This window comes from Hymenobacter glaciei, assembly GCF_039539585.1.
Taxonomy (GTDB): Bacteria; Bacteroidota; Bacteroidia; order Cytophagales; family Hymenobacteraceae; genus Hymenobacter; species Hymenobacter glaciei.
The window spans coordinates 87,576-107,751 of record NZ_BAABDK010000034.1 but is presented as its reverse complement, the minus strand read 5'-3'; the positions used below and the strand labels follow the sequence as shown (position 1 = coordinate 107,751).

Sequence of the window (20,176 nt, the reverse complement as noted above, 5' to 3'; positions counted from 1 at the left end):
GCCTGCGCCGTTGTGGCGTATCATTGCGGGCGCAATGCCCAACCCGTCCACCATCTCCCTCGACCAGATTCAGGCGCCCATCGCGGCCGAAATGACCGAGTTTGAGCACAAGTTCCGCCAGTCGATGCGCACTAAGGTGCTGCTGCTCGACAAGATAATGGGCTACATTGTGAAGCGCAAGGGCAAGCAGATTCGGCCGATGTTCGTGTTTCTGACGGCCCGGGCCGCGCGGGCCGAGCCCAACACCGGCGACCCGCTGCCCGATGCTTCTTTCCGCGGGGCGGCCCTAATCGAGCTGCTGCACACGGCCACGCTGGTGCACGACGATGTAGTGGACGAAAGTAACTACCGCCGCGGCTTCTTCTCCATCAACGCGCTGTGGAAGAACAAGATTGCCGTGCTCGTGGGCGACTACCTGCTCTCGCGGGGCCTGCTGCTCTCGCTCGAAAACGACGATTTCGACCTGCTTAAGATTGTGAGCAATGCCGTGCGCGAGCTCAGTGAAGGCGAACTGCTGCAAATCGAGAAAGCCCGCAAGCTCGACATCACCGAAGAGGTTTATTTCGACATTATTCGGCAGAAAACCGCCTCGCTTATTGCCTCGTGCACGGCCGTTGGTGCCGCCTCCGTGGGGGCCGACAAGGAGACGATAGAGCGCGCCCGCCTGTTTGGCGAAAAAGTAGGCATTGCCTTTCAAATTAAAGACGACTTGTTCGACTACGGCACCGCCGAGATTGGCAAGCCCGTGGGCATCGACATCAAGGAAAAAAAGATGACGCTGCCACTGATTTATTCCCTCCAGCAGGCCAGCTGGCTGGAAAAGCGCCAGGTCATCTTCAACGTTAAAAACAACGCCGGCCACCGCGACCGGGTGCAGCAGGTAATCGAATTTGTGAAGAGAACCGGCGGGCTGGAATATGCGATTAAGACCATGAAGGAATACCGTGACCAGGCTCTGGCCATTCTATACACCTTCCCCGAGTCGCCGAGCCGCACGTCGTTGGAGCAATTGATTAACTACACCATTGAGCGCGAAAAGTAAGGTGTCTGTGATGGCGAGAGGGCGTTGCGGAACGCGGCGCCCGCATAATCTGACCTCTCACAACAACCAACCTTGAGACATGAAAAGCCCCACCACTGGATATTGACGGGGCTTTTTGCTTCAAAAGAAATGTGCTTCCTCAAAAGGATAGTCTTGACCGAGGCCGAATTAGCTTCCTTTACTTTCGGGTGCCATAGCTTGCGGCTAGGCAACGACAGGCAACTTGTTACTGGGCTTGCGCCACTTGGTAGCTCACGCTGCCGGGCTTCACCTCACTCACTTTGAAGGTAACGCCGTCGAAGGTGCTGTCGACTTCCAGGGTGTGGGTCATCTCACAGCCGGGGCATTTTACTTCCTCGATTTCGTGGTTGGCGGCGTGCTCGGGCGAGTCGGCCTGGTCGTTGGGGGCAGGCACGCCGATGAGGTCGGTGAAGACTTCGGTGTGGCACATGTTGCACTCAAATTTGAGGCCCACGGCACGGCCTTGCAGGTCGGCGAGCGGAGCGGGGGTGTTCGGTTGTTGCTGAATCCACATAAGGTGCAGGGTAATTGGGGCGGTGAAAGAGAGTAGGGCGGGGGCCGGGCCCCGGTTGGCTGTACGCGGCCCGCCGGAAAAAAGATAGGCCGGGACCGGAGCGGCGTTATTTTTGGGCGTCGCATCCGATTGCGGCCTCGCGCCATGCCTGAGTTGCTACCTTCCGAAACCAGTGCGCCGGCCGGGCCGGCACGGCTGCCCCGCGTGCCCCGCTGGCGCTCGCTGCTGCGCTCGTTTGCGCTGGCCAAAGACCCGCTGCCCGTGCTCGATGCCGTGCTCGCCCGCCACGGAGACACGGTGGAGCTTTACGTGGGCGGGGTCGAGAAAAGCATTCTTACCCGCGACCCGGCTCTGATTCAGCACGTGTTGCAGAAGAACCACCGCAACTACGCCAAATCGAAGTTTACCCAGAGCTTTTCGCGCTATATCGGCCACGGCCTGCTCACCAACGAGGGGTCCGACTGGCTGCGGCAGCGCCGGCTCATTCAGCCCGGTTTCCACCGGCAGCGGGTGGCGGCCCTCACCGGCTTGATGCAGGAGATTGCCGCCGAAAGCCTGGCCCCCGTGGTGGCCCGGGCCGCCAGGGCCGGGGGCGAAACCACCGTGGAAGTGCACGAGCTGATGACGCGCCTTACCTTTCGCATTATTGCGCGCTCGGTGTTCAGTACCAACTTCCCGGAGGCTGAGCTGGACCGACTGGCGGGGCTAATAACCCAGATACAGGCGTTTTTCGTGCGCTCTATTCGCCAACCCTACCTCAAGCCCTGGTTTCGGCTGCGCGGAAAATTCCGCTACCACGATGCCCTGGCGCTGGAGTTGCGCACCCTGCTGGGAGCACTCATTGCTCAGCGCCAGCAAGCCAATGCCCAGCCCAACGCCCCCGCTGCGCCCGACGACCTGCTGCAAATGCTGCTCGACGTGCGCTACGAGGACACCGGCGAGCCCATGAGCACCGACCGCCTCATCGACGAGTCGCTGATACTGCTCGTAGCCGGCCACGAAACCAGCGCCAACGCCCTCACCTGGCTTACCTACCTGCTGGCACGCCACCCCGAGCAGGCCCGCGCTATTCAGGCCGAAAGCGCGGCGGTGCTGGCCGGCCGCATCCCGGCGTTCGACGACCTGCCGCGCCTGCCGCGGGCTTTGCACGCCGTGCAGGAAGCCATGCGCCTCTACCCACCCGCCTGGATGGTAGACCGCGTGGCCCTGGCCGACGACGACTTTCAGGGCCTGCGCATTCCGGCGGGCACGCTGTTTTCGCTCTACTTCCACGGCCTGCACCATGATGCCAAATACTGGGATGCGCCCGAGGAATTCCGCCCCACTCGCTTCGGTCCGGGCCAAGATAAGCCGGTGCAGGCCAATGCCTACGTGCCCTTTGGCGGTGGCCCGCGCCTGTGCATCGGCATGCAGTTCGCCCTCACCGAAATGCACTTGGTAGCCCTGGAGCTGCTGCGGCAATTCGACATTGACTGGGTGCCTGGCCAGCCCGAAGTCGCCATGCAGCCGCTCGTGACGCTACGCCCGAAGCACGATTTCCGGGTGCGCCTGCGGGCGCGGTAGCGCAGCCTTGCAATCGTTCTGCTCAATGTAGAGTGTCATGCTGAGCGAAGCCGAAGCATCTCTACCGCGCAACGCAATCCGTGTGACTAAATTAGTGTTGAGGTAGAAATGCTTCGCTTCGCTCAGCATGACGTTCCTTGTCAGCGTCTTTCAACGCTTGTTCAAATCGGCTCTTACGCGTCTGCGAAGTGGTAGGTGAGTACCGGCGGGAAGGCGTGGGTGGCCACGGTTTCGGCAATGCTGGTTTGCAGGAATCGGCTAAGGCCGGAGCGTACATGCGTTGGAATCACGACGAGGTCGGCCCCAATCTGCTTGGCGTAGTCTTCGATGCCCGCGCTGGTGCGGCGGGCATCAACTTCGGTGGTTTCGCATTCGCCCAATTGGTGCTGCTGGGCGAAGGCCCGCATTTGCTGCTCGGCTACGTGGCCGTCGCTGTCCGCCGCCACGTGGAGCAGGTGCAGGGTTGCTTCGGGAAAGGCGGCCCGTACGGCGCGCAGGCCGTCGAGCGCCCCTTCGGCCTCGGCCGAGAAGTCGGACGGAAACACAACGTGTTTCACCTCATACGCAGCGTGCGGATGCTTCACGGTGAGCACCGGGCAGGGCGCAAGCCGAATGAGGCGCTCGGCGGTCGAACTCACGAAAAAGTGCTCCATCGCCCCGTGGCCCCGGGCGCCCACTACCACCAGGTCGATGGCGTGGCGCTTGATGGCCGCGAGAATACCTTCACCAGCGCGGGCCATTTCCACCGTTTCGTGCACGGGCACCTCGGGCGCCAGGCGCAGCGACTCGGCGGCCAGCGCATTGAGGCGGCGCTTGGTGGCTTCAATCAGCTTGATGGCGAAAATCTGATTGATGCTGTCCTCGCCCACCGGCGAGCCCACGGTGCTGAACCCGCCACCCGAATCCTCAATCGTCTCCAACACATGCAGCAGCGTAAGCTGGCCGCCCGTGTGCCGGGCCAGCTGCACTGCCACCTCAAAGGCATGGTGCGCTTCGGAAGAAAAATCGGTGGCAACCAATATGTTTTTCATGGCCGAAAGAGGGGGTTTAGGTGCAAGCCGTAAGTAGGTAAGCACAACAGGGGCCGGGGATAAATCGTTACATATAAAAGTAACGATTTATCCCCGGCCCCTGCGTAGCAACTCGTTCAAGCGGTGCGCTATTCCTTCAATAGCTTATCAATTTCGCGGTTGAAGCCGGTAATTTCCTCCTGGTAATACTTGCCCGTGCCTGGCCCCGCAAAGCCGGTGTGGATTTTCCGCACGTTGCCCTTCTTATCGAGGAAAATGGTGGTGGGGAAAGCCAGGAACTTCGCCAGCTGCGGCAGCGACCGGGCCACCGAGTCCTTGTTGCTCACGCCGGCAAAAGCCACGTCGTAGCTCATGTTGAACCGGTCGCGCATGCTGCGCAGCTTGGCTGCCGAGACCTTATAATCGTCGCTGCGCTCGTAGCCCAGGCCAATAATTTCCACCCCGCGGGCTTTGTTCTTCTCGTACCACGGGGCCAGGAAGTTGGTTTCGTCCATGCAGTTGGGGCACCACGAGCCCAGAATTTGCAGTACCACTACTTTGCCCCGGTACTTGGGGTCGGTGGGGGAGATTCTGCCGCCTTCGATGACGTTGGGGAACTTGAAGTTCAGCCGCGACTCCCCTTTTTTGAGGTAGGTAAGCGTGTCAGCATCGGGCAGCTTGGCCTTGGGGTCGGGCACGGCCGTCCAGGTTTCGTGGCCCAACTTGCCCGAGTAAAAGTCGCCAAACAGGGTGTTGGGCGCGTATTCCTTGGTGATGTCGACGGGTTCGGGCGGGCCATTTTGGGCCTTGAACAGAAAGGCGTGGCTGCCGTCGAAGGTGCTGAGGTACATTTTCTGCCCGTTAACCTGGCCGCTGAGGTAGCGGTAGTCGCCGGTAGTGGTAAGGAAGGTGCCCACCAAGCTTGTTCCTTTCTGAGTGAACACGCCCGTGGCCGGGTAGCTCTCGCCGCTGTCGTCGCGGAAAGTGGCCCGCCAAGTCCCGCTGAAGCTACCCGTTTTCTCAGTCGATTTGGCGCCAGCAAACAACTCCTGCGCACCCGCCGAGGCTGTCAGGGGCACCCGGTAGGGCGTTTTTGAGTCGTATTTCACCCAAGTCCCTTTCAGCTTGTCGGTGCCGTCGGCGCGTACCACCAGTGCGGCATCGAAAGCATGCAGGCGAATAGTAGTGGAGTCGCCGGCTGATTTGATGTCGTCGCAGCGCAGGCGCTCCTCGCCGTTCAGGCCTTGGTTGATGAGGTAAACCACCGGCTTGTCGCCCTCGGTTTTCACCTCGAATAAAAATGGAATTTCTTGGCCCTGGGTGGCCAGTACCCCGCGCCAGGGACCCGGGGTGAGCACGGGAGCCGTCGCGGAGCCGCCCGCGCCGCCCGCGGCGGTTTCGGAAGAAGTGGAAGGAGAGGAGCAGCCGGCAAGGCCCAGGCCCAGCGTGGCCGCAGCCAATAGGATAAGAGGAGATGCTTTCATGGTAAGCGCAAATGTGCGAATAGAAGCCCAACAACCACGCGCTGCCCGAATAGGTTAGCGGTTGCCCAAGGCAGAAGGGCGTCGTTGCCGGGCGCTGGTCCTGCTCGGCTCTGCTTGCGGCGCAGTTGCCGGTGCCGGCTAATTTAGTCCTTTGGGAAGTCGGCTTGCTGGGCGGGCACAGCCGTCCAGGTTTCATGCCTCGACTTGCCGGAGTAAAAATTGCCCCTCAGGGTACCGTTGGCAAGTTTCTGGGCCTGCAACAACACGCCGGTGCGGCCATCGAAGCTGGAAAGGCCCAGGCCGCTTGCCAGCGCTGCGCCCGACAGGTAGCGGTAGCTACTGCCAGGCGCATCCAAAGAACCGAACAGCTTGGCGCCCTTTTGCTCGCATACCAGGGTGGCGGCGTGCGTCTTGCCGCTGCCGTCCTTGAATGTGACCCGCCAGGTACCCGCAAAATTGGGGGTAGTAGCATCCAGGCGCAGCGGGCTTAGCTCGCCATATAGTGCGCTGAAGGCGATACGGGTGGATGTTTTGCCATTCGGCATCGCCCAGGCGCCGGCCAGGTGCTCATCCCCGTTGGCGTGCACGGTCAGGGTCGCGTCGGTGCCGGGCAGGCTGATGGTGGCCGAGTCGCCAATGGCCCGCACCTTGTCGCAGCGCAGCCGCTCCTGGCCTTGTGGCCCTTCATTCACCAGGTAGGCCACGGCTTTATTATCCTCTACAACCACTTCGAAAACGAAATGCACTGCATGCTGCTGGGTAAGAAGGAAGGCCTGCCACCGGCCGACTTTAAGGCCGGCGGGCAGCGCAACGTTGCTGACCTTCGTGGCAGCCGGAGCGGTGGCAGTGGTTTTAGTTGCGGCCGAAGAACCAGCGCCGGCACCGGCAGCAGCAGGGCCACTGCCGGTGTCAGTTGTGGCCGTGTTGCTGTTCTGGACGACGCCTTTTTTAGAAGAGGAAGGGTCGCAGCTAGCCAGGCTCAGGCCCAGCGCAGCGAAGAGGTAGAGGGGAGATGCTTTCATGACGAGTGCAAATGTCCGAAAGGAAACCCACCCTTCACAGTCCTGCTCCGCTCGGTTTTTGGGACCTGCCTGGCGCGCCTAAATGCCATTAATCCTCCGGATGAGGCCACTTCACCTCAACGCCGCCCGTCCAACCTTCGTTAAGCCCGATAACCGCCTTTTTAGGCTAGGTCCAACTTCGCGTGGGCACTACCTTTGCGGCCATCACCCTCTATTTACCTCGCATCCTATGGCTTTCGACCTGGAAATGATTCGCGCCGTGTACGCCGGCATGGGTTCCCGCATCGAAGCGGCCCGTGCCGCTGTGGCGCGCCCGCTCACCCTCACCGAGAAAATCCTCTACGCCCACCTCTACGGTGGCGATGTTAAGCAGGCCTACGAGCGCGGCGTTTCCTACGTCGATTTCGCCCCCGACCGCGTGGCCATGCAGGATGCCACCGCCCAGATGGCGCTGCTCCAGTTCATGCAGGCCGGCAAGCCCACGGCCGCCGTGCCAAGCACCGTGCACTGCGACCACCTCATTCAGGCCAAAGACGGCGCTACCGCCGACCTGGCCGAAGCTAACTCCGAAAACAAGGAAGTGTATGACTTCCTGGCCTCGGTTTCCAATAAATACGGCCTGGGCTTTTGGAAGCCAGGTGCCGGCATTATTCACCAAGTAGTGCTCGAGAACTACGCCTTCCCCGGCGGCATGATGATTGGCACCGACTCGCACACCCCTAACGCGGGCGGCTTGGGCATGGTGGCCATCGGCGTGGGCGGTGCCGATGCCGTGGACGTGATGGCCGGCATGGCCTGGGAGCTGAAATTTCCGAAGGTGATTGGCGTGAAGCTGACCGGCAAGATGAGCGGCTGGACGTCGGCCAAAGACGTGATTCTGAAAGTGGCCGGTATCCTGACCGTGAAGGGCGGCACCGGCGCTATCGTGGAATACTTCGGCGACGGCGCCGAGAGCTTGAGCTGCACCGGCAAAGGCACCATCTGCAATATGGGCGCGGAAATTGGCGCGACCACGTCGGTGTTCTCCTACGACGAGAAGATGGGCGACTACCTGCGCGGCACCGGCCGCGCCGAGATTGCCGAAGCCGCCGCCGCCGTGCGCCAGCACCTGCGCGCCGACGAGGAAGTGTACAACGACCCGGCCAAATACTACGACCAGCTCATCGAAATCGACCTGAACACGCTGGAACCCTACGTGAACGGCCCGTTCACGCCGGACGCCGCCTGGCCCATCTCGGAGTTCGCCGCCGCTGTTAAAGAGCACGGCTGGCCCGAGAAGCTAGAAGTGGGCCTCATTGGCTCGTGTACCAACTCGAGCTACGAGGACATCACCCGTGCCGCCAGCATCGCCAAGCAGGCCGTGGACAAGGGCCTGACCGTGGCCGCCGAGTTCACCATCACTCCCGGCTCGGAGCTGGTGCGCTACACCGTGCAGCGCGACGGCCTGCTCGACACCTTCGCCGACATGGGCGGCGTGGTGCTCGCCAACGCCTGCGGCCCGTGCATCGGCCAGTGGGCCCGCCACACCGACGACCCCAAGCGTCGTAACTCCATCATCACGAGCTTCAACCGCAACTTCGCCAAGCGCAACGACGGCAACCCCAACACCCACGCCTTTGTGGCTTCGCCCGAAATCGTGACGGCCTTCGCCATTGCCGGTGACCTGACCTTCAACCCCCTCACCGACACGCTGCCCGGCACCAACGGCCCCGTGAAATTCGATGAGCCGGTGGGCGTGGAAATGCCCCCGCGTGGCTTCGCCGTAGAGGATGCCGGCTTCCAGGCGCCCGCCGCCGATGGCAGCGGCGTGCAGGTGCTGGTGAGCCAATCGTCGGACCGCCTCGAGCTGCTCGAGCCCTTCAAGGCCTGGGAAGGCACTGATTTGACGGGCCTGCGCCTGCTCATCAAGGCCCAGGGCAAGTGCACCACCGACCACATCTCGATGGCCGGTCCGTGGCTGAAGTACCGCGGCCACCTGGATAACATCTCGAATAACATGCTCATCGGAGCCACCAATGCCTTCAACGGCGAGGCCAACAAGGTGCGCAACTTCGCGGTGCAGGGCGACGACTACGCCACCGTGCCGCAGTCGGCCCGCTCCTACAAGAGCATGGGCATTGGGACCGTGGTAATTGGCGACGAGAACTACGGCGAAGGCAGCTCGCGCGAGCACGCCGCCATGGAGCCCCGCCACCTCGGCGTGCGCGCCGTGATTGTGAAGAGCTTCGCCCGCATCCACGAAACCAACCTGAAGAAGCAGGGCATGCTCGGTCTCACCTTCGCCAACAAGGCCGATTACGACCTGATTGAGGAAGGCGATACCATCGACATCCTGGGCCTAACCACCTTCGCCGAAGGCACCCCGTTGCAGGCCCGCCTGCACCACGCCGACGGCGACACCGACCTGATTACGTTGAACCACACGTACAACGAAGGCCAGATTGAGTGGTTCAAGGCCGGCTCGGCCCTGAACCTGATTCGCCTGAAGGAAAGCGGCGGAGCTCAGCTATCCCAGAAGTAAGCGGGTTGCATTAGCAGCTTAAGCAGCAACGGCCGCCTCAGGAAACTGGGGTGGCCGTTGTGTTTTTATAATACTCATGACTAGTTCTTCCCGACCCGCCATCCCCATTGCCGGATTTATCATCACCCTGCTAGGAGCTGTTTTATTTTCCACCAAGGCCATTATTGTCAAACATGCCTTTGGGGCCACGCACACCGACGCGCTGACCCTGCTGACGCTGCGCATGGCATTCTCACTGCCCTTTTTTGTAGTGGCCGCTTTTCTGGTATCGGGCCAAAAGGCAAACGTGCGCATGACACCCCGGCAATGGCTGCTGGTGACTTTTCTGGGCCTTATGGGCTACTACCTGAGCAGCTTGTTAGATTTTATCGGCTTGCAATACGTGTCGGCCGGATTGGAGCGGTTAATTCTGTTTCTGTACCCCAGCTTCGTGGTATTCATCAACGCTATTGTATTCAAGCAGCGAATTACCCGCATTCAAAAATGGGCGCTGCTGCTCACATATACCGGTATTTTAATTGCCTACGTGGGGGAAATAGCGTTTGATGCCAGCAAGCCAGGGCTGTATTTGGGGAGTTTCCTGGTGTTTGTCTGTGCCATTACGTACTCCATTTATATTGCGGGCAGCGGCAAGATAATTCCAGTAATTGGGGCCAATAAATTCACGGCTTACGCCATGCTGGCCGCCACAACTGGCATATTTATTCATTTCGCGCTCGCCGGCCACCACGAAGTATTTGCCACTGGGAAGGCGCTGTGGGTGTACGGGCTGCTGCTGGCGGTATTTGCCACCGTGCTGCCGTCGTTTATGATATCGCAGGGCTTGAAACGGATAGGCTCCAATAATGTGGCCATCATCAGCGGTATCGGACCAGTTTCGACCATCTTGCAGGCCCACTTCATTTTGGGCGAGAAGATTTTCGTGGCGCAGATTTTCGGGACTATTCTGGTGGTGCTGGGTGTGCTGCTGCTAAGCTGGAAGCGTAAGGAAGCAGCCGGGTAAATTGCACCGTCTAAGTCTAGCCAGCTCTCAGAACAGTTTTGCGAGCCGGGTACATGGGAGCAGCAGCGTGGGCTTGGGACTCCGCGCGGCGAACCTGCATTTTCTGGTTATTACGGAGGCCAAAGCGCACGGCGACCGTGTTGCTGTGGAGTCGTAAAGCAGAAAGGTGCTTTTCGCATGGGCCCGAATGCCTAACTTGCCACACCTTGCGCACACCAGATGGATTTAAAAGAACTCGAAAACGGCGTTAATCCCGACACGCACTGGTACTACCAGAGCAAGAAGTTGCCGCTGCTGCGCTTCGCCCAGCAGCTGGCCAAAGCCGGCAAGCCGCTGACGATTATTGACATCGGCTCGGGCTCGGGCTTCTTTGCCTACGAGCTGGAAAAGACCCTGGGCGCGGCCATTGCCAAGGTGTGGCTGGTGGATATCGGCTACTCGGAGGAAGAAATGGCCCCGACGCGCGGGGCTAAAATTGAGATGGTGCACGACGTGCCCACGAATGTTACCGACGGCCTGTTCATTATGATGGACGTGCTGGAACACCTGCCCGATGACCTGGCCATGCTGCAGCGCGTGAAGGCGTCGGCGGTGGGCGACAACAACCACTTCTTCATCACGGTGCCGGCGTTTCAGTCGCTCTGGAGCGGGCACGATGTGTTTCTGGAGCACTACCGCCGCTACCACATCCCAATGCTGAGTGGGGTGCTGCAAAAGGCCGGCTTCCGCCGCATTCGCAACTACTACCTCTACGGGGCCTTGTTTCCGCTGGTCTGGACGGTGCGCCGCCTCAGCAACCTGCGCAAGCACGAGGCAGCTTCCAACATGAAGCCCATGAACCCGCTAGTGAACAAGGTGCTGCTGGGGCTGAATTCGCTGGAGATGAAATTTTCGCGCGCTAACCGCGTTGCTGGCGTTACCTGCGTGGGCGAAGGGCAGGTGTAGACCTCCATATTCCACCAACCAGGGTAAGATGTTCAACCTGCGATACCGTTGGATGCTGGCCGGACCCTTGGCGCTGCTGCTCTCAGGCTGCGCGACTATGCCCAGCAGCCTGCGCACTGGTTACTACAGTGCGGCTACGGGCCTGCCCCTGGGGCCGGCGGCCTACGTTGCCGAGCAGCCCACCGGCTCGCCCAACGTGGTGAGCATCTAAAGCCCGCCCATGCCGAACCCGGCCCCATTCCTTGACAGTGAGGTGGTGAAGCTTCGCCCTGGTTCCAAGCTTTGCCGCGATACCTTCCAGGTGCCGAATCTGGGGCATTTGCACGGCTTAGTGGAGGGGCCGGGGGCAGTGCACTTCTCGCACTCGGGCCTGGCAATCGACGAAGCGGAAATTACTAATCTCGACTGGCGACTGTTTGTGGCCGACGTGTTTCCCGCCGACTCTTCGTCGAACGACATCCGGCCTGCGGTGCTGCCCGACCCGGCCGCACTGCCCGTGCCGGACTACTACACCAGCCCGTTTTACGCCTACTACCCGGTGGTGGGCATCCGTTACGAGCAGGCCGTGCTGTACTGCCAGTGGCGCACCAAAGCAGTAAACAAACAACTGAAGCTAGGCAGTGATTTTGCGGGCGAAAGCGTAGAATACCGCCTGCCCACCGAGGCCGAATGGGAGGAAGCCGCCGAAGTGCGCAGTGGCTTGCCGTATGGCACCACCTGCCTGGAACTGCCGGTGCAGGTAGCACCCAAAGCGGCGGCATATTTGCAAAAACGGTCGGGTAGTACCAAGCCGGTTGCGCAAATCAAGGCCGACATTGCTGCCTACAACAGCCGGCACCCGGCGCGCTCGTGGATTAACTATGCCCAGGCCGAGCCTTATTTCCTGAAACTGGCCACGCCGGGCTACGTGTACCAGGGCCCACCCAACGACTTTGGGCTTTATCAAATGCTGGGTAACGTGGCCGAAATGGTGCAGGAGCGCGGCCTGACCAAAGGTGGTAGCTACCGCGACGACTTGGCGGCGTGCACCATCAGGGCGCGCGGGCAGGTGGCCGGGCCCGCGGCCACGGTGGGCTTTCGGGCTGTGTGCGTGGCGCAAGCGCGAGTCAAGCAGTAGCAGCTGGCGTTGTCTGCGTGAGGCTACCGTGTAAGCAAAGTCAGTTGCTGATACCCGTTAATAACGAACGTCGAAGCGGCCATCGGCTACGGCCAATGAATCGTGTTGCCCAGTATTATCGCTGTAGAGCATCCCTTCGAAAGTGCCGCTCACAATGCGCTGCTGCCGGTTGAGCTTGCGGACGAGCAACCGAACAGGGCGACGGCTGATGCTGGTATAGTCCAGTCCGGTGATAAAATCGGTGACGCGCACTCGCTCATTCGTGTTGCTGCCGCCGAGCAGGCGAAGGCCCCCTAATGTGTCGGAGGGAAGAAACACCAGGTAAAGGCGTCGGTCGTAAAACTCCTTGCTATTGCGCACGCCCGTCATTCCACCATGCACCTGGAGTGTGCGCGGAATGGAATAACCTCCTTCAACTATTAATTGATTGGACTCCCAGCCACCGCCGATGCTGTAGGCTCTATGCTTGCCCAGCACCGTCCACACCTGCGGCCCCAGCACGCAGCCCAGCGTATTGGCTCCGGTTTCGGTGTAGGGCGGCAGTTTGGCTTGCGCGAACTCTTCGTTGTTGTCGTAGTCGTTGCACGAGCGGGTACAAGCGCTTAGTGGCAGCAGGCTGAGGTAGGTGAGAAAGGTGCGGAAGCGCATGGCTGGAAAGGGAAAGGGGGCAGAAGCAAGATAGTCTGAGGAGGCAATTGGTTGCGTCCGGTTCATCGGCGGCTCTAACGGTTCGTCCGCCTCATCCGACGGTTCGGCAACGGGAAGTTGAGCGCAGGGGAGGGGCACGGGCACCTTTGAGCCATCAAAACGCCTACTGCCATGAAAACCTCACTACTTCCGCTGCTCCTGCTGCTGAGCGCCACGCCCGCCTCTTTCGCCCAAACCACTCCGTCTGCTAAGACACACCAAACCACCACTTCATTAACCCGCCTGCATGGCACTGTGCGCGATGCTGCCGGCCAGCCCCTGCCGGGCGTGAACGTGTTTCTGAAAACCACTTTCGACGGGGCCAGCACCGACTCGCTGGGCCGCTTCGATTTCCGCACCGACCGCGCTGCTGGCCCGGCCGTGCTGGTGGTGAGCTTCATCGGCTACGTGCCGCAGGAGCTGCTGGTGAGCCTGGGCGAAGGCTCCGTGGCCCTGCCCAACATCCGGCTAAAGGCCAACCCCGCCGCCCTCGGCGACGTGGTGGTGACGGCCGGGGCTTTCGAAGCCAGCGACACCAAGCGTGGCACCCTGCTCAAGCCCCTCGACATTGTGACCACGGCCGGCGCGCTCGGCGACGTAGCCGGCGCCCTGAATGCGCTGCCCGGCACCACGCGGGTGGGCGAGGACGGCAAGCTGTTCGTGCGCGGCGGGGCAGCTTCAGAAACCAAGTACTACATCGATGGCCTGCCCGTGCAGACGCCGTACGGCGGCGCGGTACCCAACGTGGCCTCGCGGGGCCGGTTTTCCCCCTTTCTGTTCAAAGGACTGGTTTTTAGCACGGGTGGCTACTCGGCTGAGTACGGGCAGGCCCTGAGCGCCGTGGTGGTACAGAACTCGACCGATTTGGCCCCCGAAACGCAGTCCAGCGTGTCGCTGATGAGCGTGGGGGCAAGCCTCGGGCGTACCAAGCGTTGGGAGCGCACCTCGGTAGCTGTGAGTGCCGACTATACCAACCTGGCTCCCTACTACAACCTAGTGCCCCAGAACCTGGGCTGGGACAAGGCCCCGCTGGCTCTCGGTGGCTCGCTGAAAGTGGCCCACAAAGTAGGTGAGGCCGGCATGCTGAAAATATATAGTACCTACAGCCGCCAGCGCCTGGCCCTGCGCCAGCCCGACGCCAACCCCACCTACGCCGCCGACGGCCACCCCGTAACGCTGGCCAACGACAACGCCTACCTCAACGCCACCTATCGGGCCCCATTGCGGCGTGGCTGGAGCCTGAACACCGGCCTGGCCCTGACCGTGGACGACAACCGCATCAGCCCCGACGTGCAGTCGGTGCGCGACCTCGACCAGTCGGCTGTGGCCCGGCTGGTGCTCACCAACGACTCGGCCAGCACCTGGTTCAACCTCAAAATGGGCCTCGAAGGCTATGCGCAGCGCTACCGCCAGCAGTACCAGCCCACCGCCGAAGCCCCCACGCTGGCCCTGGCCGTGGATGAGCAGCGCGGCGCCGGCTTCGTGGAAAGCGAGCTGGTGCTGAGCCGCCGCCTGGCCGCTCGCATGGGTGGGCGGGCCGAGTATTCGGCACTGCTGCGCCAGTTCAACGCCGCACCCCGCCTGGGCATGGCCTACAAAACCGGCGAGCACAGCCAGCTTTCGGCGGCCTGGGGCTACTTCTACCAAACGCCCACTACCGATTTGCTGCGCGTCAGCCACGCCCTCAATTTCGAGCGGGCCGAGCACTACAGCTTGTTGTTTGAGCGCACCGTGAACAACCGCACCCTGCGCGGTGAGCTGTACCAGAAAAACTACCGCCAGCTCGTGACCTACGACCGTACCAACCTCTTCAACCCGGCCGGCTACCAGAACGTCGGCAGCGGCTACGCCCGGGGCCTCGACGTGCTGTTTCGGGACCGCAGCACCTTCAAAATGGCCGATTACTGGATTAGCTACGGCTTGCTGGATACCCGCCGCCAGTACCGGGCCGACCCCGTGGCGGCCATCCCCACCTTTGCCGCCCGGCACAACCTGAGCGTGGTAGGCAAGTACTACGTGGCCAAAATCCACACCCAGTTCGGTTTCACCTACAGCTACGGCACCGGCCGCCGCTACTACGACCCCAACCTGCCCGGCTACAACCAGGCTGCCCTGCCCGCCTACCAGGACCTGAGCCTGAACGTGAGCTACCTCACCCACTGGTTCAAGCAGTACACCATCGTTTACCTCTCGGCCAGCAACGTGCTGAATCGCCAGAATATCTACGGCTACACCTTTGCCAGCGCGGCTGATGCCGGCGGCCAGTACCGCAGTGCCGCCGTGCTGCCGCCCGCGCCGCGCATGCTGTTTCTGGGCGTGTTCATCTCAATTAACAAGACCACGAAAGTGGATTTGGAGAAGCGGCCGGACTGACCCCGCCCCCAGCCCCTCCCCGGTGGGGAGGGGTGCGTTCAACGTTGTTAATGCCGTTTCGGAATCAGTGGATGTAGGGGCGGGGGCAAGCCCTACCGGGTACGACCCCGCCCCTACATTGTTCAACAGGTACATTCACCGCGAAATTGCTCTAATGATGGTGGTGATGGTGCGACGAGTTGGATGCCGCCGTCATCATTTCCTCCAGGTTGTTGGTTGAGCCGGCGGGCAGGTCGAAGGCATCTTCCGATGCTGTGGGCTCGAACGACTCAAGCTCGGTGTCCTGCGAGAACAGGTTGCTTAGGCGGTGGTGCATCCGGTCGAGCAAGCCAGTGGAAGTGGGCTGCGGCGTTGGGGTATAGCGCACGCCCAGCGCCAGGGTGGGCAGCGCAGCCGGCGAGTGGTGCACGATGCAGGCCACTGCCGCCTTCGATACCCGCACCTGCTCGGAGTAGAAGGCATCGCAGCGCGTGAGGTCGGGCAGCATAAACAGCACGGCCTGAAAGCTGCTGAGGCGGCGCAGGGCGGGGCCTGCCACCGCCGTGCTGTGTAGGGCGGGGGAGTTTAGCGGAACGGGCTCGAAAATGGTGCTGTAGGGTTTGCGGTCCGTAAGCGGGGAGAAGATGGGTTCGTTGGCGGCCACGCGGGCCAGGTAGGCGGGGCGGGCCATGCGGTAGTGGGCATTGCGGGTGGCATCCTGCACGTAGTAGGTCACGCTGTCGGTGCGCAGGTCGGCGATGATGCCGTACCGCTCGGTGGAATCGGCGAAACTGCCGGTGCGGATATCGCGCCGCAGCCGGGGGCCGTCGAAGGTGAGCGTAACGAACGTGGTGGTGCGGATGCCCAGCACGTAGCGGTGCTCTACCAGTAGGATGGTGCCCACGAAGGGCTTGGCAGCTGCCGCGCGGGGCGGGCGGGGCGGGCCGGTGGTAGTAGTGGGCGCATCCTCGGTAGGCGAGGAGCAGCCGGCCAGCAGTAAGCTCAGGGCTACGGCGGGCAAACGGTACGAAACGGGAAAGGGCATGGAAGGGCGCAGAAAAGGCGGAAGGTACGAGCGTTGCTTGTCCGATGCCTGCTCAGCTCCGTAACGCCGCCTTACTGCCACTGGAAGGGATGCCTGCTATCCTGCACGGGTGGCGAGCCCGTGCGTGGCATCGCCCGACGATGCCGACGGCTTCGCGCCCGGCAACTGGACGACGCCCCGCCGCACGCCGGCGGGCTTAGCGGCCCTAGTCGAGCTCTGCGGCAGCCATATCGATTTGCTACTGGGCCGCCGCACCTACGATGCCTGGTCGGGCTTCTGGCCGACGGTGGCGGATGGTCCGATGGCCAACGGGCTGAACGCAGCCACAGATTACGTAGCGACTCACCGGCCCGACAGCCTAGAAGGTATTCGTGCTGTCAAGTCCACCAACGGCCCCGGCCTGCTCACTACAGGAAGAGCGAAACAAACAGCCCGGTCATAAAAAAGCGGCCGTCCCATCTAGGAGCGGCCGCTTTTTGCTGTGCCATAAACCAAGGTGCGATTACCGCCCAAAGCGGTAGCGAAGACCAAGGGCCTGACTAGTGGTGAGCACGTTGTCGCTGTAAGGGCCCGACCCCTCGGTCAGGTTCTTGTTCACGGTGAAGTCGTAGGTCAGCTCGAAGCGGCGACTCATGCGGTAGCGGGCTCCCACGCCACCGGTGAGCAGCAGCGCGTTACGACTGTAGTGGTTGTTGTAGGTGGAAGTGGTTGTAGTACCCTGGAAGCTGTCGGTGCGGGAGCCCTTGTTGGCACTGTTGGCGTGCTCGAAGGTGAAACCTCCCAACGCATCAAACTGCAGGCGGCGGGCCGGGTTGGCCGTGAGGGTGTAGCGGGCCAAGGTAGAAATGGAAGCCAGCCGCTGGGTGAAGACGCCTTCGGTGTTGTAATAAGGCGAGGGCGTGTTTGGCGTGGGGGTGCTGTACACAATGCTCTCGCCGTAGTGCGAAGTGTTGCCGCTGTACGCTACGCCCACCTGTACCGCCAAGCGCGGGCTAAGCTGGTAGCCAGCCGTGAGCTGCACCGGCATGCGGAAGCTGTTGTCGTAGCCCAGCGAAGTACCGCCGAGCCGCTGGTAGTAGCTGCTGTAGGCCCCCAGGCCCACGTAGTAGCGGGGCGTGGTCGTGGTTTCGGCGGGAGTGGTTTGGGCGAGGGCGGGGAGGGCCGCGGTGAGGAGTAGGCCGCCGAGGGCGAGGGAAAGGGTGCGCATGCGTTGCGAGAAAAAAAGTGGAATGGAATGTCAGGAGGAGGCAAATGGCTGGCTCAGCGTTGCAATCGGCTTCAAAAATGAAAACCACGCCGGAAAGCCCGGGTATTAGTGCCCAAACCGGTAGCGCAGGCCCACCGCAGCAGCCCCGGTGAGGGCCGGGCCGGTATAGACGGGGTCTATGTTGTTCAGAGCCCGGTTCACGGTGAAGTCGCTGGTGAGCTCGAAACAGGGGCTCAGTCGGTAGCTGGCACCCAGGCCGGCGGTGAGCAGCAAGGTGTTTCGGACAGTGGTGTAGTCGTAGGTAGAGGTTTGGAGCGTGCCCGAGAAGCCGTCGGTCTGGGTGCCGCGCCCGCGATAGGAAGAATGCTCGAGGCCAAAGCCCCCCAGGGCATCAAATTGCAGTCGGTGCGCCGCCTGTTGCGTAAGTCCGTAGCGAGCCAGCACCGTTACTGACGTCAGGCGCTGGGTATTTTTCCCCTCGATGGAATAGGGAACATACGAAGGGGAAGACTGCTGATTGGAGTTATTATAGGTATAGCTGTGGCCACTGTAGGCCACGCCCACCTGCACCGCCAGGCGCGGGCTGAGCTGGTAGCCCACCGTGAGCTGCACCGGCACTGGAAAACCAGTGGTGCCGTACGGCCGGCCGAACTTATTGTAATAGCTGCTGTAGGCCCCGAGGCCGACGTAGTAGCGGGGCGTTGCCGGCTTTTCGGCGGGAGTAGTTTGGGCGAGGGCGGGCAGGGCAGCGCCGAGGAGCAAGCCGCCGAGGGCGAGGGAAAGGGCACGCATGGGACGCGAGGAAAAGCGGAATGGAATGTTAGGAGGATGCAAATGTCCGTTTCAGTGTTGCAATCGGCTTCAAAAAATGAAACCACGCCGGCAAGTCCGGCTGCTACCGTCCGAACCGGTAGCGCAGCCCCAGCGCCGCGCCGCCGGTGTAGCCGTTGTAAGTATCCGGATGGCTGAGGTTGCGGTTGGTGGTGAGGTCGAAGTCGAGCTCGAAACGGGGGGTAAGGCGGTAGCGCAGGCCCAGGCCCACTGTCAGGAGCAGGTCGTTGGCGGAGCGGTGGTAGGTAAAGGGCGTTGTTTCGAGTGTGCCGGAAGCGTCGGTGGTTTCGGCACCGCGGGAGTAGCCGTTGCGGTGTACCAGCGTGAAGCCGCCCAGCGCATCTACCTGCAGGCGGTGGGCTGGCTGGCGCGTGAGCGTGTAGCGGGCCAGGGCCGAAACCGAGGTGATGCGCTCGGTGGTGGTACTTGAATATTGGCTGTGGTAGGCCAAGCCCGCGGCATTATAGAAGTAGGCATCGTAGGCGTAGTTGGCAGTGCGGCCGCTGTAGGCCACGCCCAGCTCCAGGGCTAAGCGGGGGCGCAGCTGGTAGCCGGCTACCAGCTGCACCGGTACCCGGAAGCCGGTATCGCCCTGCCGCCAGCTGCTTAGGTTCTGGAAGTTGCTGTGGTAGGCCCCCAGGCCGACGTAGTAGCGGGGCGCGGGCGGCGTTTCGGCGGGAGTGGTTTGGGCGAGGGCAGGCAGGGCCGCGGCGAGGAGCAAGCCGCCGAAAGCAACAGAAAGGGCACGCATGGTAAGCCAGGAAATGTGGAAAGGAACGCCCGTAGGATGCATTGGAGCACCCGAGCGTTGCACGAAGCGTCAAAAAAGCTGCCCGTCCGGGCGCTGAACCGTCGTTGCCAGCAACTTGTCGGTCGCCCGGTCCCGACACTTCATCCGCTTCATCTGACGCTTCGGTCGCAAGCGTTTTCGGACGGCCCAGGCCGCTGCCACCTTTGAATCATCAACCACGGCAAGTACGCCTTCATCTTCACTCCTAACCCCTTTTCAACCATGAAAACCCTCGTTCTCACCCTCGCGTTCGCCGCTGCTTCGCTCGCCGCCAGTGTCCAGGCGCAACCCGCTGCTCCGGCGACAAATGCCGCTGCCGCAGCGCCTGCCGATGCGTACACCACCATGATGACCGCCACCATCACCGAGCTGATGAGCACCGGGGACCCAGTGGTTCTCAAGGCGGTGGCTGCCAAGCTGGAGCGCGCCGCCACCGTGGCTCCCGCCGACTGGCTGCCCCGCTACTACCAGGCTTACGCCCTTGTCATCAGTGTATTCCAGAGCAAGGAAGACGGCGACGCCAAAGACAAAACCCTCGACCAGGCCGAAGCGGCCCTGGCCAAGGCCCGCCAGCTGCACGGCGACGAATCGGAGCTGCTCGCCCTGCAGGCCTACGCCCACCAGGCCCGCCTGGGCATCTCGCCCATGATGCGCTCACAGAAATACTCCGAGCTGGTGGGTGAAGCCGTTGCCAAAGCCCAGGCCCTGAACCCCGCTAACCCGCGCCCCTACCTCATCGAAGCCAACAACGTATTCTTCACGCCCAAAATGTTTGGCGGCGGGGCCGTTGCCGCCAAGCCGCTTTTCGAAAAGGCTCAGGACAAATTCGCGGCATTCGTACCGGCCGGCCCACTGGCACCTAACTGGGGCCAGCGCCAGCTCCAGGGCCGCCTGAAGCAGTACGAAACGCCCGCCACGGCCGCGAAGTAGCAGGTAGGAGGTGCGTCGTGACATGGGAACGTCATGCTGAGCGCAGTCGAAGCATCTCTGCCGCGCAACGCAATCCAATCGACCGGATTACT

The 20,176-nt window shown here is 62.0% G+C and carries 19 protein-coding genes; 10 read left to right on the top strand and 9 right to left on the bottom strand.

Translation table 11 applies throughout. From position 1 onward, the window contains the following. The first annotated feature begins 34 nt into the window (after positions 1–34). Positions 35–1,042 (top strand): polyprenyl synthetase family protein, encoded by a 1,008-nt coding sequence (locus tag ABD837_RS23125; RefSeq protein WP_345059336.1) that lies wholly within the window; start codon positions 35–37, stop codon positions 1,040–1,042. Positions 1,043–1,268: 226 nt separating this feature from the next. On the opposite strand, the gene ABD837_RS23120 is transcribed toward ABD837_RS23125, so the two are convergent. Then, entirely contained in the window at positions 1,269–1,577 is a 309-nt protein-coding gene (locus ABD837_RS23120) for a hypothetical protein (protein ID WP_345059334.1), read from the bottom strand. Positions 1,578–1,721: 144 nt separating this feature from the next. Here ABD837_RS23120 and ABD837_RS23115 point away from each other — a divergent pair, with 144 nt between their 5' ends. Further along, positions 1,722–3,140 carry a cytochrome P450 gene (locus tag ABD837_RS23115; protein ID WP_345059330.1) on the top strand — a complete coding sequence of 473 codons (1,419 nt, stop codon included), beginning with the start codon at positions 1,722–1,724 and terminating at the stop codon, positions 3,138–3,140. A gap of 173 nt (positions 3,141–3,313) precedes the next feature. Here the strand turns inward: ABD837_RS23115 and ABD837_RS23110 are convergent, their stop codons facing one another. The 3 genes from ABD837_RS23110 to ABD837_RS23100 form a co-directional block, all read right to left on the bottom strand. Beyond that, positions 3,314–4,171, bottom strand: a complete 858-nt coding sequence (locus tag ABD837_RS23110) for a universal stress protein (protein ID WP_345059328.1) — start codon at positions 4,169–4,171, stop codon at positions 3,314–3,316. 128 nt (positions 4,172–4,299) lie between these two features. Next, complete coding sequence (locus tag ABD837_RS23105; RefSeq protein ID WP_345059326.1) at positions 4,300–5,634, bottom strand: peroxiredoxin family protein; 1,335 nt, start codon at positions 5,632–5,634, stop codon at positions 4,300–4,302. A gap of 143 nt (positions 5,635–5,777) precedes the next feature. Beyond that, positions 5,778–6,656, bottom strand: a complete 879-nt coding sequence (locus tag ABD837_RS23100) for a hypothetical protein (RefSeq protein WP_345059324.1) — start codon at positions 6,654–6,656, stop codon at positions 5,778–5,780. A gap of 229 nt (positions 6,657–6,885) precedes the next feature. On the opposite strand from ABD837_RS23100, the gene ABD837_RS23095 reads away from it, so the two are divergent. The 5 genes from ABD837_RS23095 (at position 6,886) to ABD837_RS23075 (ending at position 12,242) form a co-directional block, all read left to right on the top strand. Continuing rightward, the gene (locus ABD837_RS23095) at positions 6,886–9,177 is read left to right on the top strand and encodes an aconitate hydratase (RefSeq protein ID WP_345059322.1); all 2,292 of its coding nucleotides are present in this window, start codon (positions 6,886–6,888) and stop codon (positions 9,175–9,177) included. Positions 9,178–9,253: 76 nt separating this feature from the next. Further along, positions 9,254–10,180: a DMT family transporter gene (locus ABD837_RS23090; protein ID WP_345059320.1), complete on the top strand. Its 927-nt coding sequence runs from the start codon at positions 9,254–9,256 to the stop codon at positions 10,178–10,180. Between the two features lie 219 nt (positions 10,181–10,399). After that, on the top strand, positions 10,400–11,125 hold the full coding sequence (locus ABD837_RS23085) for a class I SAM-dependent methyltransferase (RefSeq protein WP_345059318.1): 726 nt from the start codon (positions 10,400–10,402) through the stop codon (positions 11,123–11,125). 28 nt (positions 11,126–11,153) lie between these two features. Further along, a complete protein-coding gene (locus ABD837_RS23080; protein WP_345059316.1) occupies positions 11,154–11,336 on the top strand; it encodes a hypothetical protein in 183 nt (60 codons plus the stop codon). A 9-nt stretch (positions 11,337–11,345) separates the two neighbouring features. Further along, positions 11,346–12,242: a formylglycine-generating enzyme family protein gene (locus tag ABD837_RS23075; protein WP_345059315.1), complete on the top strand. Its 897-nt coding sequence runs from the start codon at positions 11,346–11,348 to the stop codon at positions 12,240–12,242. Between the two features lie 57 nt (positions 12,243–12,299). On the opposite strand, the gene ABD837_RS23070 is transcribed toward ABD837_RS23075, so the two are convergent. Next, entirely contained in the window at positions 12,300–12,890 is a 591-nt protein-coding gene (locus ABD837_RS23070) for a Riean_0653 family protein (RefSeq protein WP_345059312.1), read from the bottom strand. Between the two features lie 171 nt (positions 12,891–13,061). On the opposite strand from ABD837_RS23070, the gene ABD837_RS23065 reads away from it, so the two are divergent. Then, on the top strand, positions 13,062–15,302 hold the full coding sequence (locus tag ABD837_RS23065) for a TonB-dependent receptor (protein ID WP_345059310.1): 2,241 nt from the start codon (positions 13,062–13,064) through the stop codon (positions 15,300–15,302). A gap of 151 nt (positions 15,303–15,453) precedes the next feature. Here the strand turns inward: ABD837_RS23065 and ABD837_RS23060 are convergent, their stop codons facing one another. After that, positions 15,454–16,326, bottom strand: a complete 873-nt coding sequence (locus ABD837_RS23060; RefSeq protein WP_345059308.1) for a hypothetical protein — start codon at positions 16,324–16,326, stop codon at positions 15,454–15,456. A gap of 109 nt (positions 16,327–16,435) precedes the next feature. On the opposite strand from ABD837_RS23060, the gene ABD837_RS23055 reads away from it, so the two are divergent. After that, positions 16,436–16,768: a dihydrofolate reductase family protein gene (locus ABD837_RS23055; RefSeq protein WP_345059306.1), complete on the top strand. Its 333-nt coding sequence runs from the start codon at positions 16,436–16,438 to the stop codon at positions 16,766–16,768. 60 nt (positions 16,769–16,828) lie between these two features. On the opposite strand, the gene ABD837_RS23050 is transcribed toward ABD837_RS23055, so the two are convergent. From ABD837_RS23050 to ABD837_RS23040, 3 genes are all read right to left on the bottom strand, one after another. Then, the gene (locus tag ABD837_RS23050) at positions 16,829–17,533 is read right to left on the bottom strand and encodes an outer membrane beta-barrel protein (protein ID WP_345059305.1); all 705 of its coding nucleotides are present in this window, start codon (positions 17,531–17,533) and stop codon (positions 16,829–16,831) included. Between the two features lie 105 nt (positions 17,534–17,638). Next, positions 17,639–18,325, bottom strand: a complete 687-nt coding sequence (locus ABD837_RS23045; RefSeq protein ID WP_345059303.1) for an outer membrane beta-barrel protein — start codon at positions 18,323–18,325, stop codon at positions 17,639–17,641. A gap of 103 nt (positions 18,326–18,428) precedes the next feature. Beyond that, the gene (locus tag ABD837_RS23040) at positions 18,429–19,115 is read right to left on the bottom strand and encodes an outer membrane beta-barrel protein (protein ID WP_345059301.1); all 687 of its coding nucleotides are present in this window, start codon (positions 19,113–19,115) and stop codon (positions 18,429–18,431) included. 261 nt (positions 19,116–19,376) lie between these two features. Here ABD837_RS23040 and ABD837_RS23035 point away from each other — a divergent pair, with 261 nt between their 5' ends. Then, positions 19,377–20,084 (top strand): hypothetical protein, encoded by a 708-nt coding sequence (locus ABD837_RS23035; RefSeq protein WP_345059299.1) that lies wholly within the window; start codon positions 19,377–19,379, stop codon positions 20,082–20,084. The last annotated feature ends 92 nt before the right edge of the window (positions 20,085–20,176 follow it).